The sequence below is a fragment of the Geomesophilobacter sediminis genome, from assembly GCF_016458275.1.
Lineage (GTDB): Bacteria > Desulfobacterota > Desulfuromonadia > Geobacterales > Geobacteraceae > Geomesophilobacter > Geomesophilobacter sediminis.
Map to the genome: position 1 here is coordinate 1 of NZ_JAEMHM010000005.1, position 15,426 is coordinate 15,426.

The 15,426-nt window shown below is 51.1% G+C and carries 12 protein-coding genes; 1 reads left to right on the forward strand and 11 read right to left on the reverse strand.

What is annotated here, in order from left to right; translation table 11 throughout:
* Nucleotides 1–273: 273 nt before the first annotated feature.
* The 9 genes from JFN93_RS06685 to JFN93_RS06725 all read right to left on the reverse strand — a co-directional run bounded on the left by JFN93_RS06685 (nucleotide 274) and on the right by JFN93_RS06725 (nucleotide 10,709).
* On the reverse strand, nucleotides 274–714 hold the full coding sequence (locus tag JFN93_RS06685; RefSeq protein ID WP_199383239.1) for a hypothetical protein: 441 nt from the start codon (nucleotides 712–714) through the stop codon (nucleotides 274–276).
* Nucleotides 715–1,394: 680 nt separating this feature from the next.
* Nucleotides 1,395–2,054, reverse strand: a complete 660-nt coding sequence (locus JFN93_RS06690; protein WP_199383240.1) for a tetratricopeptide repeat protein — start codon at nucleotides 2,052–2,054, stop codon at nucleotides 1,395–1,397.
* A gap of 174 nt (nucleotides 2,055–2,228) precedes the next feature.
* A complete protein-coding gene (locus tag JFN93_RS06695) occupies nucleotides 2,229–3,008 on the reverse strand; it encodes a hypothetical protein (protein WP_199383241.1) in 780 nt (259 codons plus the stop codon).
* A gap of 987 nt (nucleotides 3,009–3,995) precedes the next feature.
* Nucleotides 3,996–5,138 (reverse strand): AAA family ATPase, encoded by a 1,143-nt coding sequence (locus JFN93_RS06700; RefSeq protein WP_199383242.1) that lies wholly within the window; start codon nucleotides 5,136–5,138, stop codon nucleotides 3,996–3,998.
* Nucleotides 5,135–7,369 (reverse strand): hypothetical protein, encoded by a 2,235-nt coding sequence (locus tag JFN93_RS06705; RefSeq protein ID WP_199383243.1) that lies wholly within the window; start codon nucleotides 7,367–7,369, stop codon nucleotides 5,135–5,137. The genes JFN93_RS06700 and JFN93_RS06705 overlap by 4 nt, the downstream gene beginning before the upstream one ends.
* A complete protein-coding gene (locus tag JFN93_RS06710; RefSeq protein WP_199383244.1) occupies nucleotides 7,366–7,815 on the reverse strand; it encodes a hypothetical protein in 450 nt (149 codons plus the stop codon). The genes JFN93_RS06705 and JFN93_RS06710 overlap by 4 nt, the downstream gene beginning before the upstream one ends.
* A 642-nt stretch (nucleotides 7,816–8,457) precedes the next feature.
* Nucleotides 8,458–8,892, reverse strand: coding sequence for an integrase domain-containing protein (locus JFN93_RS06715; RefSeq protein WP_199383245.1), 435 nt, complete (start codon nucleotides 8,890–8,892; stop codon nucleotides 8,458–8,460).
* A gap of 443 nt (nucleotides 8,893–9,335) precedes the next feature.
* The gene (locus JFN93_RS06720; RefSeq protein WP_199383246.1) at nucleotides 9,336–10,052 is read right to left on the reverse strand and encodes an SDR family NAD(P)-dependent oxidoreductase; all 717 of its coding nucleotides are present in this window, start codon (nucleotides 10,050–10,052) and stop codon (nucleotides 9,336–9,338) included.
* 60 nt (nucleotides 10,053–10,112) lie between these two features.
* On the reverse strand, nucleotides 10,113–10,709 hold the full coding sequence (locus JFN93_RS06725; RefSeq protein ID WP_199383247.1) for a cytochrome P460 family protein: 597 nt from the start codon (nucleotides 10,707–10,709) through the stop codon (nucleotides 10,113–10,115).
* Between the two features lie 295 nt (nucleotides 10,710–11,004).
* Between JFN93_RS06725 and JFN93_RS26200 the strand changes: the two genes are divergently transcribed.
* Nucleotides 11,005–12,144, forward strand: a complete 1,140-nt coding sequence (locus tag JFN93_RS26200; protein WP_199383248.1) for a DJ-1/PfpI family protein — start codon at nucleotides 11,005–11,007, stop codon at nucleotides 12,142–12,144.
* 878 nt (nucleotides 12,145–13,022) lie between these two features.
* On the opposite strand, the gene JFN93_RS06735 is transcribed toward JFN93_RS26200, so the two are convergent.
* Entirely contained in the window at nucleotides 13,023–13,418 is a 396-nt protein-coding gene (locus JFN93_RS06735) for a hypothetical protein (RefSeq protein WP_199383249.1), read from the reverse strand.
* 504 nt (nucleotides 13,419–13,922) lie between these two features.
* Nucleotides 13,923–14,813, reverse strand: coding sequence for a site-specific integrase (locus JFN93_RS06740; protein WP_236021566.1), 891 nt, complete (start codon nucleotides 14,811–14,813; stop codon nucleotides 13,923–13,925).
* Nucleotides 14,814–15,426: the final 613 nt, after the last annotated feature.

Below are 15,426 nucleotides of genomic sequence, written 5' to 3' on the forward strand. Positions count from 1 at the left end.
GGTCGCAGGTGACGAGTCATCGGTCGCAGGTGACGAGTCATCGGTCGCAGGTGACGAGTCATCGGTCGCAGGTGACGGGATATCAATGGCGGGTGGCGATCTGGCGGGAGCAACGGGTGGCACCGCTTGACGGGGAGGCGGGAATCGCGTGCCGCAGGTCGAGGTTCCTACCGGAGGAAGAACTGAAATGGGGGCGATGAAAACGGGGGCTACCTGAGCGGTAGCCCCCTTGGCGTCTTGCATAAGTCCGGAATCGGCCAATCAGGTCAGGCATCAAGCACCTGGATCGCCGGTCGGCCCACCTTCGTGTTCGTTGACTACGCTGACTTCCGGCGAAGGACCGTTGGTCCTAGGGTGGCTCCTCCGTTCTTTGGTAAGGTCGAAGCCGGAGACGAGAAGGATTTCCGGGTCCCGTACCGAGGCTGCTTCCAGCCCGGATGCGATCTCATCCAGGTAGTCCACGATCTGCGCCTGGAGAAGGTCGCGTTCCGTAATGACCGAAACAGTCCTCTCGGCGGATTGGTGGTGCAAAGCGGCATGCTTGTCTGACGCCGCAAAGTACGACGAGATCAGCGTCGGGTTCGCCCAGGTCGAGTACGGAATCCTCGGATTGTCGGTCAGGGCCGTCCTTACCCTTAGATTCAGCACATAGAACTTGGATGGCGTCAAATTACGGTAGGTCCGCGCAACTCTCTTTGGCATCTGCTTTTGCATGTTACACCTCCCTCACGGTGCGTGATCGAAGTAGCGGGGTTCGGGTGAAAGATTAGCATCGGCCAATATTAACCTCAGGACCTTAGCAGGAATCTGGATCAATGCAAGCCGGAAAATGGCGGCACGGAGAATCATCTGTTCCCCTAATACCATTCTGGCCGAGGCACTTTTTCAGCAGAGCCTGGTTTCACCGGGGCGTGTCGCCATTGGTAGTCGCACGGATGCCCAAAACGAGGAAGCGGAGCGGAGAGTAATCGAGACTGTTCCGGCCGAGATCAAACAGGAGGTTTTAAGTATCAAGGAGGAGGCAGAGGCAAGGGAGGACCAGTACAATGAGCAGTGAGAACTGAAAAAGGCACCCGGCGTGGCCGGATGCCTTTTAATAGTTTTGGTTGCGGGGATAGGATTTGAACCTATGACCTTCGGGTTATGAGCCGTTTTTGATTGTACTGACGACATGCTGTCAGATTAGGTAGTTGCAGATATATCGAATATTTAGCTCCGACGCAAGCCCTTCCATCTTTACCATGTTTACCAGCTTTTCCGGATTTTGGTACACACTTTGGTACACACCTCTTGTGTCCCGCGGCCCCATCCCATGTTGATCTGCATCTTGTTTAAAGTCGCACCGGCAGTGCGAAGCGGAGGCCGCGTACCGGCAACTTGTTGAATTTCGAAATTCAGTCCTTGCGATGATTTCGCGCCCACTCATCGCCACGCTTCTTGCCTTCTTCAATTTGAACCGTTGTCATCATTCCAGAGAGTTTGTCAAGCTCACCTCTGACACGCCACTTCAGCGTCATATCTTTCGAGGTCTGGGTATAGAATCTTGCCAAATCCAGCCATTTATAAGCCTCTATGTCATCCTTTTCTACTTCCGGTTTCCCTTGGGTTAGCAGGATTCCAAGATTTAACATGGCTCTGACCTCGCCCAGCTCTGCAGCCTCTCGATAAAGCCGGGCTGCAGTTTTCGGAGAAGTAGAAACACCTAAACCTAAATCATATAGATAGGCTAAGCTGTTCTTTGCGGATACATTTCCCTGGTCCGCTGCCTTCTGATACCACATTCTTGCCAGTTGGTAATCTTTGGGAACTCCCTCGCCTGCTTGGTACAGGCTTCCCAGGCTATTTTGCGCTTCTGCATACCCTTGTTCGGCAGCAGCGCGATACCATTTTGCAGCTTCCTGTAAATCCTGCTTTGTTTCAACGCCTCTATCATATGCTACACCTAGCTGAAACTGCGATGCGGGATCGCCGTTCGTGGCTGCCGTTCTTATGTTTTGAAGGTTTGATGAGCACCCGGCAAACAGTAGCACTACGACCAACAAGGTACGGAGCATGAAGCCTCCCTTGAAATGAGATGTCAGGACTGGACAACTTGACACCCTGGCGCAGTTATCAAACTACCCAATCCGACCGACAGCCCGTACTTCTTCTTGGCGAGCACAACCACACTGCGCCCCTCTGGCATTTCGTCGGTGAGAAATCCCCCCACTCCGTCCGCCGATTTCACACTATCGAGTTGGAAAGGCCTTAGACAGTACGTCGGCAACTACACTTTCCGCAAACTCCTTCGAGTACTTCCGCATCTCGTTGATGGCCGAATAGCTGATGATTGGGTTCAACTTCATGTCTCGTTTTATTAATGATGATTTTCCGGAGGACAATGTCACAAGTGTAGAGGAGCTGTAAACTGAGAAGGAAAGATCGGAGGAATAGTTAAGCGAAAGAGAAGTCGGCGACGGTGTCCAGACTTTGAACCCAGACTTCACCTTAATCATCCTGCCAGCCCTGCCGGTTGAGATAGCATCTTTCGCGCAGCCATCACTATAGCAAACTACGCCTGCGAGGAAGTACTGATCAAGAGCCGATTTCATCATAGTAGAGATCAGCGGCCCGAATGGGACGACCCATCTTGCACCAGTGGCAGTAGTTGCAGCTGACGCGCCGGTAGACATGTAAACTGGGTCGATCCGATAGGATACCGTCAGGCCGATTTGCTGCGCCTCCTCCGGATCCCAGAAAGGACCAACGGCATTATCCCACACCGTCTCATTCAGTGGTTTCCCTGCCACAACATCCTCAAATAACACCACAACCTTCTCACCTACTCGTGGCATTGGCTTTTTTAAGCTGACTTCATCGAGAGGCATCCTCTTTACTGGATTGAAGAGCATGCACCCGGAGATAGTGAAGGCTGCGAAAGTAATGACAGCATAAAGGGCAGATTTCACGAGGATTGTCAACATTACCTCACTGCGGCGCGGTGACGTATTTGTGGGTAACGATTTCATTTCGCTCTCTCTCCTGGTCTCTGCGGCATTCACTCCATTTGCGCCAACTATGTAACCACAAGACGATGTTCCGTCCGCCTATGGGGACGGCCAGGATTCTGAATCAGAGCCCGACTGGGGGAGATTCCGGGTAGAGTAGAGAGCAGGTTTCACCCTGCCCTCCCTCATCAAACCGTGCGTGCGGTTTTCCCGCACACGGCTTTCCGATGTTCTTCACCCTAAGGCGTGTGCTCTCTCGTCCAAGCCGCTGAAAATCTATCCTGTACCGGAAAATCTCTCCTGTACCGGGCCTACACATTTGACAACATTTTGCCACTGATTATCGCTGTGCAATTTGTAGACCCGGTGCCAGGTCCATTCCCTGCCTCTTTCCTTGATCAGCCCACACGCCGGTCTGAAACCACTAGCATGTGCGGAGCCACCTCGTGCAGTCTGCCTGCCGGCTTATATCACAAACATATTCCCAACAAAATCAATAATTTAATTGGTAAATATTATTGGCAACTTACGTAATTGGTAGAATTTTGATAATGGCTTGAGGGGGGAGACTGACACTGATCAATGCCAGCGACAGGTTTTGAGACAGTAACGGGAACAAGCACCGATAATGTGAAGTGAAAACTCGGAGAGGCGGGGTTTCGCGGGAAGGGGGACCGGCACCTGGCGGAGCCAGTCCCCTCAAGTACGAGCCCTGGAACTGAAAAAGGCACCCGGTCGGAACCGGGTGCCTTTTAATAGTTTTGGTTGCGGGGATAGGATTTGAACCTATGACCTTCGGGTTATGAGCCGTTTTTGATTGTGCTGACGATACGCTGTCAGATTAGGTAGTTGCAGGTATATCAGATATTTAGCTCCGGCGCAAGCGTTTCCATCTTTGCCATGTTTACCAGCTTTTCCGGATTTCGGTACACAGATTGGTACACACCTTTCAACCTCCGTTCAGATTAGCAACTCCCGGGCTCCGGTGGTGAAACATTAAGTTGTGGGTCAGCCGTTAGCGATGACGGCCTCAGCTTCATCACGAAGACGCTGCAAGAGATCACGGTGGGTGACTCCCTTTACACCTCTATTAGCTGATTCGACAAGCATTCTATTGAACAGATCTTTAACTATTTCCTCAGTGAGAAGATGTGCAGATCCCGGCGTCTCGCCAGTTACTGCTTCGTTCTTCGTTCTTTGCCTTTCATGTGACAGGTAGAAGCGGTACAGGTTGACGGCGTCATCATCCTTCTGTAGAGGTTTCAGGGTCACTATGTTCTGCAATCGGCCTGCTATTGCAGGAAGCATTAGGAAATAGCGGTTCCGAGCCGATGGTGTTAAAGCTAACATCATGAAAAGATTACGTGGCAGTGAATCTATCAAAGCCCTAATAGCGGACAGATATTTTAATATTGTAGTTTTGCTCAGAGAATAATCTTGTTTTTCAAGCTCATCCAGTAATAGAAATATCCCATTAAGCAACGTCAGTTCTGAACTAACATAAACTATATCGCGTAAAGCTTGAGTTTTTGATTCAACAGTATCTAATCTGAAAAAAACGCCTAAAAGCTGTGAATGCTTTTTATACAGTCTTAAGCCCAAAAACCATTCCAACGCAGCTTCACACACTTGCCCAAGTTCAGAAGATTCTTCTTTAGCTACGCGCCGCAAGGTATATAACACCGCCCTCACATCAGAGCTCCTTGCTAATCCGATTATCCTTTCCGCTTCAGCTTCATTCCGTTCCGATAACTCCTCGCCAATTTGTCTGAGATGGTTTTCTCCCAACTCCTGGAAAATCTTTCGTACTATAGCATCAAAACTTGGCTCAGGATCTGGATAGTACCTGATTATATAAAAACCTTTTTCGTCTCTATAGTAATCTTGAAGTTCATGTTGGTAGTAGTTCAGGAGGTTTGTCTTTCCAACGCCTTGAGTCCCTTCTACTACAATAACCTGAGTGGCGTGGTTGTAAGCCTCAAACTGCTTTATGGCGTTCACTATCTGGTCATCTACATCACTCTCCAGATGAGGATGTCCTGTCGGTTGGCTGGAAGCAGGAAAAGGATTCTCTAAGATACCAAACTTCGTATAAAAAGAAGGTGTCGCACCTACACCGCTAGATTTTAAAAGCTTATCCCGTAGACTCATTTGCTTTTCTCCTCGAGTCTTAACATTACACTACTTCTATCAGGAATGAGGAAAGTACCGTGATATAGGTGCAACCTTCTTATAACCGGCTTTCCTTTCTCAAGTTCTAGCACATACATTTTATGTCTTTCATACTGAGTTTCGGGAGTCGAACCCTCTGTATATCTTTCGAGAAGACCAGATTGACGTGCCTCATTTAGTCTATCTTTCGCAGTTAGAGGATGAACAGCGTATCTCCTCGCCAGCTCTTCAAGCCACTTCCCAGTCAAAACGTACTCATCTGAAGGGGGCCGAATGCTTTCGAAACAGGCAAATGCCTGTTTAGCAAAGTCGGTAGGAGTTGGAGAGTTTTCAGTACTATACATGCCTTCACTTGGTATTTGTATGCCGAGGCACGCTACTTCAGCAAAAACCGCATATGTACTGAAAGCATTCTTACTGATTGAAGTCACATTTTGATCATTAAGAAGCCTCTGTAATTGTAGTTCTTGAATGAATCTATCAAACGATGGTATCCTCCGAAGTAACGAAGATAGCTGAACTAGATCTAGTACGAGTAGGGCCTCCCACAGCCTCTCCAGGGGTTCGGCTTTTTGAAGCCCGTTTTGAGTCCGAGTGACAAACCCACCTGAAAGAAGAAAATGCTTATATTCTATATATCTTTTGGAGGTCGAGATGCCAAGCATCTTCATCCCATTATCATCAGACAACTGCAGAAGTGAAACAAGTCGTTCAATCAATAACAGTAAGGATTCTGGGCTAAACTTGTATGCTCCAGTCAATTTCACATCCGGGCTAGTGCTGGCAATCCCAGCTTCAACTGGTTCTACCGCAACGTTCGCGGCCAGCTCAATCACCGGCACAGCGGCAGGCTGAGCGGCAGGCTGAGCGGCAGGCTGAGCGGCAGGCTGAGCGGCAGGCTGAGCGGCAGGCTCAGCGACAGGCTCAGCGACAGGCTCAGCGACAGGCTCAGCGACAGGCTCAGCGACAGGCTCAGCGACAGGCTCAGCGACAGGCTCAGCGGCAGGCTCAGCGACAGGCTCAGCAGCACACTCCGCAACAGGATCCCTTCCTTTTACCAGAACCCACAGCAGATCATCTTTTGCGTGGAACGGCTGCCAGGTTAAATCTTCCCCCATTGCGCCAACAGTAAAAGCTGCGTCGCCATTATCTGTGATTAGACGAACTCTTCCAAAGGTGATCGCTAACTCCCATACTAAGTCAGATAACGGAATGCTATAGAGCCTAGCTGTTGAGAGCCCTTGAGGAAATGGATGGAACCCCGTGCCGGTATATGATCGAGCAAAGAAATTTTTTGGAGCTGGGGACGAAAAATATAATGGCTGTAGTCCTTCGGATAGCGACATCCTCGCTAGTCCTTGGTCTGATGTTAGTAGCATAATCGGGTGATCTGAAGGCAGTCTCTCACGATGTTGTAGCGCTGTTTCAAGAATCAGACGATCTGCAAAGCTACGCTGGATGTTGGACAAGCCAAGATTCTTATCTTCGGGGTCGGAGGTCGGAGTAACGAAGCCCCTAAGGGGATCAGCGCCTAGCCTTGGTCTCTCGATCTCAGCATCCGTCTGAAGTTCTAATCGCAGTAGAACTCTCTGGCCTCCTTGGCTCTTGCTGTGTTCTAGCAGAGTCGATCCTACTCGGTTCTTCCCTTCCCTTCTCAACTTTAAGAAGTTATCAACCATGTTCAAAATTTCCATCTGTGCAATGGCGGGAATCTTTATCCTAGCCATTGGGTATAGAAACCTAATAACAAAGTCGAGTCCTCCCTGTATAATAGATGAAGTATCTGTAACTATTGTAACTGGCCGTTTGTACGGCATTTCAGCAACGGCACCAGCATCAAAGACAGGATGAACAAATCCACATTTTATGGCTATATATGAGATAGCTTTGAGCGCAGCCGCTGCTTTTTCTTTTTCTTTATCTTTGTTTTTACCTTCTATACTCTTATATACTTGAGCGCATATGTCTTCAAAGGGCAGTAGTTTCCATTCGTAGAAGCCAAGTTCTAAAGCTTCTTCGTATAAGTCTATTTCACTCTTTCCCTGTGCCATATCATTACTGCGCTTGACTGTAACATATCCAACATCGATCCATTTATCCTCAAAACAGACATCTTCAGAGATCTGCACTCTGAGCTGGTCATTAGGATATAACACCTGTGCAATAGTTCGAGCAGATTCATATTTAGAAAGTAGTATATAATTACTCATCTGATCACCACCGAGGAATTAGGTATCCCTTCAAAGACATGAAGCACCCACTGTAAGTGATTAACCAGAGCAACAAAAGAATTGCACCTCAAGTTAGTTTCGTCTGACTGAATTTCGATCGTTTCAGTAGTGTCACTCCATGAAGAAGCTTCAGGATCCTCTGCCATTCTAACAAGCTGTTGAACAAAGGCTGCAAATGCTTTCATGTCTCTTTTTGAGGGATGTAAATCAGCCGAGAAAAGCCTCAGCATATCTCTGACGAGTTCAGCATTTTCGCTGCCTTCAACGCACATCCACACATCAACACTCCCAGGATCCCACTGGTATATCTGTTCCTGGAGATAGCACGGGTTAAATTTTACCGTATGTGGAGTGGCTTCATCGGGAGCATAATCCACGGCCCTAAACAGCTCAGCAGGCTTCCATACAGACAATCTAAATTGCATAGTTACACCTTGCCTCAACAAAACGCATAGTTAGATATTAGCTAATTCAACGGCATCTTCTGCGATTCCTGCCAGATGCCCTATGTGCTCTGACGATTGATTAATAACGAGCGGCATCGTAAAGACCCACCTTTTCTTTAATCTTGGTGAACTTAACATGATTTCACCCTGATATCAGCATCTTTTTTGCATCCTGGGCAGAAAAAAAGGCTGTTGCATCCCAACGATTCCGGGCAGTACCGCCCTTTTCATTTCTACTTCATGCCGGACGCTGCCCCGATGCGTCTCCTCCGTGGGAAATGTCAGCCAGTATCTGATTTTTATCACGATTCAGCTCATTACGCGGGCGAAGAAATGGCGGGGCATCACATTTAGGGCTCCATCTCCCGCGTACACCGCCCGCCAATTATTCACGCTGCTTCAGCCTCCTTAAGCGTTTAGTCGGGCGTGACTCCTCGGCAGTGTTTCTTCCCGTCCCTCACGACCGCCCATCCCAAAGCCTCTCTTTCACCCATAGTACCCTTCCAAGACGCAGTTACCTGTCGAGAAGGCAAGGATAGCTGTTTTAAGGTAGATGTCACAGGCAAAAAAAAAAGGCCGTTGCACCTGGGACAGTCCCAGGCGCAACGGCCTTTTTCACTTCTACTTCACGCCGTACGATGACGGCGAGCGGTCTTCACCGTGGCCAAGATCGGCCATAATCTCCTCTTTGGTCGCGCCATCGGCGCTCATTTCTCTGGCGTGAAGGTGGCGCTCACCATGCATGTTGGCGTTGTTCTCCCGCGTACCACCGAGCGCCCGCCACTCATTCCTTTGCGCATCGTAGGCCTCCTTCAACGTCATCTCTGGCGGGATGATCCGTCCGGTTCCGCTACCCAAGCTTTTAGAGGTTTCTTGAGCCAGCTTGACGGCTTCGGTCTTCCTTTCATTGTCGATGGGCAGGAGCCTCGGTCGGCCGCCCTTGGCCCCTTCTACCGAGAGGTGTTCCTTCCCGTCTTTCACCACCACTGCCGAAGTCATAAGGCTTTCCTTGGCCCGGAGGCCAAAGGCTTCCCTCAGGGCGTCAGCAGCCACCATAATCCTCGCAACCCCGAGCCCCTCGTGGTACCAGGCCTACACATTTGACAGGAGCTCCACTGCCTTCCGTGACCTACTTACATTCCCGGTGATATCACATAAAATCCTGGAATAAAAAAAGACTTTAATTGGTGAAACTTATTGAAGAGTTATGTGAATGGTGTAACTCAGGAAGGGATTAAGGGGACTGCGCTTAACGGGGTGAATTCTCGGAGGGCTTAGGCGGACAGGCACTGTTAATGTGAAGAGAACGCGGAACACGTACTAAAAGGGGGACTGGCACCGGAAATGCCAGTCCCCTCTGGCCGTTGAAAATGGAAAAGGCACTCAGTAGAAACCGAGTGCCTTTTGATTATATTGTTGCGGGGATAGGATTTGAACCGCAGCAACTTCACGTCGACCGGATTTACCTGACGAGCCCCCCCCTGGCAAGCCGTGTCCTCCTACCACCTTCCGACGTGGGCGCCACCATCCACGTGGAGTATTTCCCCGGTTACCTGCCCCGCCTGCGCCAAGTAAAGAACGGCATCGGTGATGTCCTTGACGCTCCCGATGCATCCCATGGGCTGCAATCCCCTGAGAGCTTCCTTGGGATCCCCCTGGTGGAGCGGTGTGTCCACGACGCCGGGGGCCACGGCGTTGAAGCGGATACCTTCTTTTGCGTACTCCATAGCGAGGCTCCGGATCACCGCATTGAGCCCCCCCTTGGTGAGCATCGAAACCGAGGCATTCACACCGGCGATCGGGTTGTCGGCGAGGGCCGCGGTGATGCTCACCACACACCCCGATTTCTGTTTCAGCATCTGTTGCACGGCGAACTGGGTAATGTAGATGAATCCCAGCAGGTTGACCGAAGCGAGAGAGGAGAAGTCGTCGCTGGTGAACTCGGTGAAAGGCTTCGTGTAGAATATTCCGGCGCTGGTCACCAAAACGTCTATGGTCCCGAAGTTCTTGGTCGCCGCCTCGACGACCTCGGCAGCGGTCTCCTGCTTGCCGATATCACCGTCAACAAGAATAAGGCTGGTTGAAGCCGTCAACGATTGGCTGACATTACGTGACGTCGCGACGACGTTGTAGCCCTGTTTCAGGAAGGCCTCGGTCACTCCCGCGCCGATCCCGCCCGATGCTCCCGTGACAATTACCGTCTTCCTGTCCGACATAGAGCCTCCAGTTAGGTGATGAAACAAGGTCACAGTTCCCCATTGGCAACTCCCCACCGTCTACCTCTTGCTGTATCCCGTAAAGACGTAGTCCTGTCCCTTCACTATGGTGTGGCACGCGAACCCGCACTTGGCGTTGTTTCCCTGCGGCGGTTTGTCAGCCATGGTGCCGGGCCTGAAGGTATCGGTTGCAGCGTCGTATTCAAACGCGGCCCATCCCCACCCGCCGCTGTCCGCGAACCTCTTGCTGTCCTTCACCATGAAGTCGACGTCGTGTTGGATCCCCGGAACCGTCGCCGCGGGGAACTTCTCCATCTTTATCGGGTTCCAATGGATCTTCGCCATCTTCGAGCCGTCGGGGAAAGCTTTGCCGTTGCCGGGAACGCCCGCACGGTAAGCCTCGATCGTTTCAGGATTAGCGACGATCGCGGCAATCAGGCCGTGATCCTCACTGATGGAGACAACCGTCCAGTCTTCGTATCCCCTGCACTCGGAAAACGCGATCCCATTGGGCACCTTCAGCATGTATTTGTCCTGCGCGGAAATAGCCACACCGCCCAGGACAGCGAGTACTGCCCCAAGGACCACGAGTGCCAGAATGCGTTTGAACTTCGCCCTGCGTGCCGTCGCTGCCGAATTGCCGCTCGGTGCATTCATTGGTAACCTCCCTGGTGATGAGTTGGTTGCGCCCCCTTCGTTTTACCCTGTCCCGCTCCCCCGCGCATGTCGAGCCATGAAACCAGCGGTACCGTATGAGACCCCGGCGAGGAGTTCCTACAAGGTAAAACGCCCTACCTGAAAGTCAATTGTCGGAGAAGCCCCTTACCACGTGGGGGAGCTCCGGATACAAGGGATGTTGACCTCTATCCCCGCAGTTATGTTAACATTAACCAATAGTTGTAAGGCGCGCTTATCCAGGAGGAGTACCAAAGAAAAGCAAAGGAGATAGATCGTGAAAATACTTATGGTGCTTACATCCCACGATCAACTGGGCGATACGGGCCGCAAGACCGGCTTCTGGCTTGAGGAGTTCGCGGCCCCTTACTATGTGTTCAAGGACGCTGGTGTCGAGCTTACGCTTGCTTCACCGAAAGGCGGGCAGCCCCCGCTCGATCCAGTGAGCGATTTGCCGGAGAATCAGACCCCGGCGATGACGCGTTTCAAAAAGGACCAGGCGGCGCAAAATGCTCTCGCCAACACGGTCAAACTGGCGGACCAGAAGGCGGAAGAGTTCGACACCGTTTTCTATCCTGGCGGCCACGGCCCGATGTGGGATCTCGCGGAGAGCCCGGTGTCGATCACGCTTCTGGAGTCCTTCTACAATTCGGGCAAGCCAATCGCATTGGTGTGCCATTCACCCGGGGTGCTGCGCCACGTTACCTACCAAGGCGCTCCGCTGGTGAAAGGGAAACACGTCACCGGTTTCACGAACGGCGAGGAAGAGCAGGTGCAGCTCACCAAGGTTGTGCCGTTTCTGGTCGAAAATGAGCTGCTAGGGCTGGGCGCCATATTCGAGAAGAAAGCGAACTGGCAGCCTTTTGTCATCACTGACGGCCGTCTCATTACTGGCCAGAACCCCGCGTCGTCGACGTCAGCGGCTCAAGCGCTTCTGAAGCTCATGACGGCATCGGAAGCGGAGTCCACAGTGAACGCCGTACAAATCGAACAGAAGAGCTACGAAATGCCTCCACGGGATGGGATCAGCATCGCGCATTTTCTCACCGTCACCAACATCGAGCGATCCGCCCGCTACTATGAGAAAGTCTTCGGCGCCCGCATCCTCAGCCTGGGCGACGGTAACGCGCCCGGGTACCTTCAGCTCGCCAATATCTGGATCATTTTGAACGTCGGGGGCGGACCTACGCAGGACAAGCCGACCGTAACGCTCAGCGTTCCCGACCCGGATCGCATCAGCAGCTTTTTGAATTTCCGGGTTGCGGATATTCGAGCGTGCTACAAGTTATGGGAGAGTCGAGGAGCCGAATTCATCACGGAACCGATCCGCAAGTACGGGGAGTTGCGCTGCTACATCCGCGATCCGGACGGTTACCTTATTGAAGTCGGGCAAAGCACCGACCTCCAGTACGGCTAAAGGCAATTGCGGCAAAACGGGGGGTGAAAACTGAAAAAGGCACCCGGTCGGAACCGGGTGCCTTTTAATAGTTTTGGTTGCGGGGATAGGATTTGAACCTATGACCTTCGGGTTATGAGAACGATTTTTGGGGGCCATGCACAAGAAAAACCAATAATTTCAAACATCATATATCACATGTTCACCAAAATTTCCAGCGTTCCAGGGGAATTTTTAGGGGAAGCTCGTGGGTTATTTCCACTCAAACCCAGTTCGCCAGTGACATGATGACGGATGACACCTGTGAACAAGCCTGACACAATTAGGCAGTTTGCAGGTTTCGGTTATTGCCTTATCAACAATTGCCCTGAGGTTTTTTGTTCCTTTAGTGCAACAGTTAACAACTATATCGCCTTCGTTACAATATGAATTAAGTCTTTGGCAAAAATCATTCATGCCACCGTGTTCCCATAATTTCAAAAATGTGTCATCTCTGATGATACTAATATCTTTTCCCATTGAGCACTGAAATTGAATAACATTCATCAATATCAGTGAATATTTTTGCTGATTCAGAATGATATCATTTGGATTTGAGTTCAATGCAGAGCTAACAAACCGTATTATGTTTCTGCCAGTCACACCGTTTGCAGGCCCTATTGGTTTTTTCGTTAACGTGCAGTACTCCTTTTTGTGAGGACTTTCCAGTATTAATATCAATTTGTTACAACAACCATCAACAGCAGAAACCTCTCTTCTCACAAAATCAGTATCTTCAAACGTATAAACTGAATGCTCGTTTTTTTTAATATCTCCGACGTACTGATCCGGGCACGGCAGCACAGGTACATTACTACTAACTTTCAGTGCATTAAATATGCTAGACAATGTCGACATTTTTACGGAGCGAATCCTCGAAATAGATTAATATTGGTAGTATCGGTGACATCACGGGATACCACTGAAAACTTGTTTATTGCAAAAAAGTAATTCTTGTAGCCTGTATACCCGCCAAAACGGTTTTTTGCATTAACATTACAATAGATGAGCCACCCAAAATTAGGCGTCCCACCCAAAGGATCATCCCTTAGCCAGCCTTTACGGATATCATCAGAACATGCCAGTTTCAGAGAATCAGGATCAATCAAGACCAAACTGAGGTACTGTTTAACTTTTTGCATAGCCTCTTCTTTGGAGGGTTGTGGCCCATAATCGGCCTTCATCATAGCTTCCCGAGACACGGCACAGGCAGACAAAAGTAAGCAAGCGATAATAACAGATAAAAGCCTTACCATAACCGTCTCTCCTTTTAGTGACAGCTTTGACTTCTTACCCAAAGCAAAGTTTAATTAGCCCGAGACAATATCCATAACATTTAGGGCTCTTAACTTAGCTCGAATAACCCGAAATTGCAAGTACCTTCTCACTATTAATAGGCATCGCAACTTCAGCAGAAAGCGCAGAAGGGTGCCCCCCCTGCGCTTTCGTTATCCCGACTATCTACCGCTGCTGCTTACAGCCCCGCGTCCAGAGCGGCGGCATGATGCCGTGGGCGTCCCTGGCAGCATCAGGGACGTGGAAACCTATGTTCGAGCCGCCATTGCGGCTGACAATCCTCGTTAGATCCTTCCGTCATCAGACGGCGGGGTCTGGCCTTGCTCCCCGATTCGCACCCATTCGCTTCCGCGAGGCTGGCACTGTTCACGCCTCCAGGATCGTCGCCCACGACAGACCCTGAACAAAGTGTCCTTCCATGCTATGACAATACGACCTACCGCAAGAAAAACATCCGCCTTTCGTTACAGGTAGTATTCAAGGACATCCGATCTAAAATGCCCGAGGTTTTGACTACATACCGCCTTTGCGTCCGCGATACTGTACCCCATTTCCTGCAGAGCCGCGACTCGGTCCCTGGCCCAGCAGCCCCTGACCTGGTGACCGCCATCCGACCATCCGAGAACTCGGCGGCTCGCCGCTGAAAACGAGGCAGACCATGCCTGTCCCCCACCTACTGCATAGCAGCTTTTGTACCAAATCCCCCTGTCGACGATTATGACCGGCTCAGGCAGCCGCACCGCCTCAAGGCGCGCGGCGATATCCGCCGGGATCACCACCTCGCGGCAAAGCCCACCCTTCCCGACGACGGTGTACACGGGGCCATCCTGTCCTGCATGAAGATCGGAACGCCACTCGCGATGTGTGCTGCGGGGTTGCTCCGAATCCTGCCGAAGGGTCAGCAATTCGTGGCTGCGTAGGCCGCAGCGCTGGATAATCTCCGTTGCCATGGCGTGAGGCGGCGACTGATGCTCACGGACCATCTGTAACTGCTCCTTTGTGTAGCGAGTTGCCGATTTGATCGTCTCTATCTCGCTCATACCGCGCGGAAGCTGCTGTCCCAGGTGGATCTGGATGGCTTGCCTGTCTTTATCAAGCTGCTGCTGGCCGACTTCCTCGGACCTATGCGCAAGGTAGCGCAGCGCTTCTTCCCGTCCCACAGAGCGTAGATCGCCGAGGCGCTCTTCCTTGAGCCAGCTAGAAAAGGTGCCGAGCGTTTCAGCGTAAGTTCTTGCGGTTCCGAGACTGTGGACCATGCCGTCATCGCGGTTATCGTGGCGCGAAGATCCGATGGCCAGTTTCTGCCGGATGGCATGGTCAGCTTGAGCTTTAGGGCTTCGAAAGCTTGGCATCATCCCTCCGCATTTCCGGCAGCTTGCGCAGGTAGCGCCAGACGGTACTGCCAGCGACCCGGCAGCGGTGAGTGCGCAGCCACGCCACCAGGTCGCCGATTGTAGCTCCCGCATTCCTTAGCGCCACAAGCTCAGCTCGAAACTGATCAAGCCGGCTCCTGTAGCGCCGTTGGCGCTTGATTACTTGTCGGCGGCTTCGTACCGCAGCCAGTTCATTAGGTAGCTCCGCTATCATTGCGTCTCCTTCCTTGCGCTCTCATCGGTATTAGCAGCATCCATGCCGCACTCGCTTTGTCGGCGTATGCTGACAGAGCGAGTGCGGCACTACCGCTCTTGAACAATTTAATGTCAGAGGTGGCAAGAAATTGGCGAACACACCTGGGAAGCTGAATTTTAATAGAACCGCCCCGCCAAAAATACGTCAACCACTGTGAATATCCTTAGGATCTGTACCAGTAAGAACGACTTTTCTTGCGTTCGGGACGATACCCTATAGCGCCACCTGGCATTGGGTGAAATTCGATATGCGGGAGAAGACTGTGATGGAAAGATTATTAAACGAGCGAGAAACGGCATTCTTACTGGAAATGAGCGTGAGTTGGCTGCGGCAGCAACG

What these genes read in the sequence shown, in the direction of transcription:
- JFN93_RS06685 (WP_199383239.1), bottom strand. Translation starts at nt 714, where the DNA reads ATGCAAAAGCAGATGCCAAAGAGAGTTGCGCGGACCTACCGTAATTTG.
- JFN93_RS06690 (WP_199383240.1), bottom strand. Translation starts at nt 2,054, where the DNA reads ATGCTCCGTACCTTGTTGGTCGTAGTGCTACTGTTTGCCGGGTGCTCA.
- JFN93_RS06695 (WP_199383241.1), bottom strand. Translation starts at nt 3,008, where the DNA reads ATGAAATCGTTACCCACAAATACGTCACCGCGCCGCAGTGAGGTAATG.
- JFN93_RS06700 (WP_199383242.1), bottom strand. Translation starts at nt 5,138, where the DNA reads ATGAGTCTACGGGATAAGCTTTTAAAATCTAGCGGTGTAGGTGCGACA.
- JFN93_RS06705 (WP_199383243.1), bottom strand. Translation starts at nt 7,369, where the DNA reads ATGAGTAATTATATACTACTTTCTAAATATGAATCTGCTCGAACTATT.
- JFN93_RS06710 (WP_199383244.1), bottom strand. Translation starts at nt 7,815, where the DNA reads ATGCAATTTAGATTGTCTGTATGGAAGCCTGCTGAGCTGTTTAGGGCC.
- JFN93_RS06715 (WP_199383245.1), bottom strand. Translation starts at nt 8,892, where the DNA reads ATGGTGGCTGCTGACGCCCTGAGGGAAGCCTTTGGCCTCCGGGCCAAG.
- JFN93_RS06720 (WP_199383246.1), bottom strand. Translation starts at nt 10,052, where the DNA reads ATGTCGGACAGGAAGACGGTAATTGTCACGGGAGCATCGGGCGGGATC.
- JFN93_RS06725 (WP_199383247.1), bottom strand. Translation starts at nt 10,709, where the DNA reads ATGAATGCACCGAGCGGCAATTCGGCAGCGACGGCACGCAGGGCGAAG.
- JFN93_RS06735 (WP_199383249.1), bottom strand. Translation starts at nt 13,418, where the DNA reads ATGGTAAGGCTTTTATCTGTTATTATCGCTTGCTTACTTTTGTCTGCC.
- JFN93_RS06740 (WP_236021566.1), bottom strand. Translation starts at nt 14,813, where the DNA reads ATGATGCCAAGCTTTCGAAGCCCTAAAGCTCAAGCTGACCATGCCATC.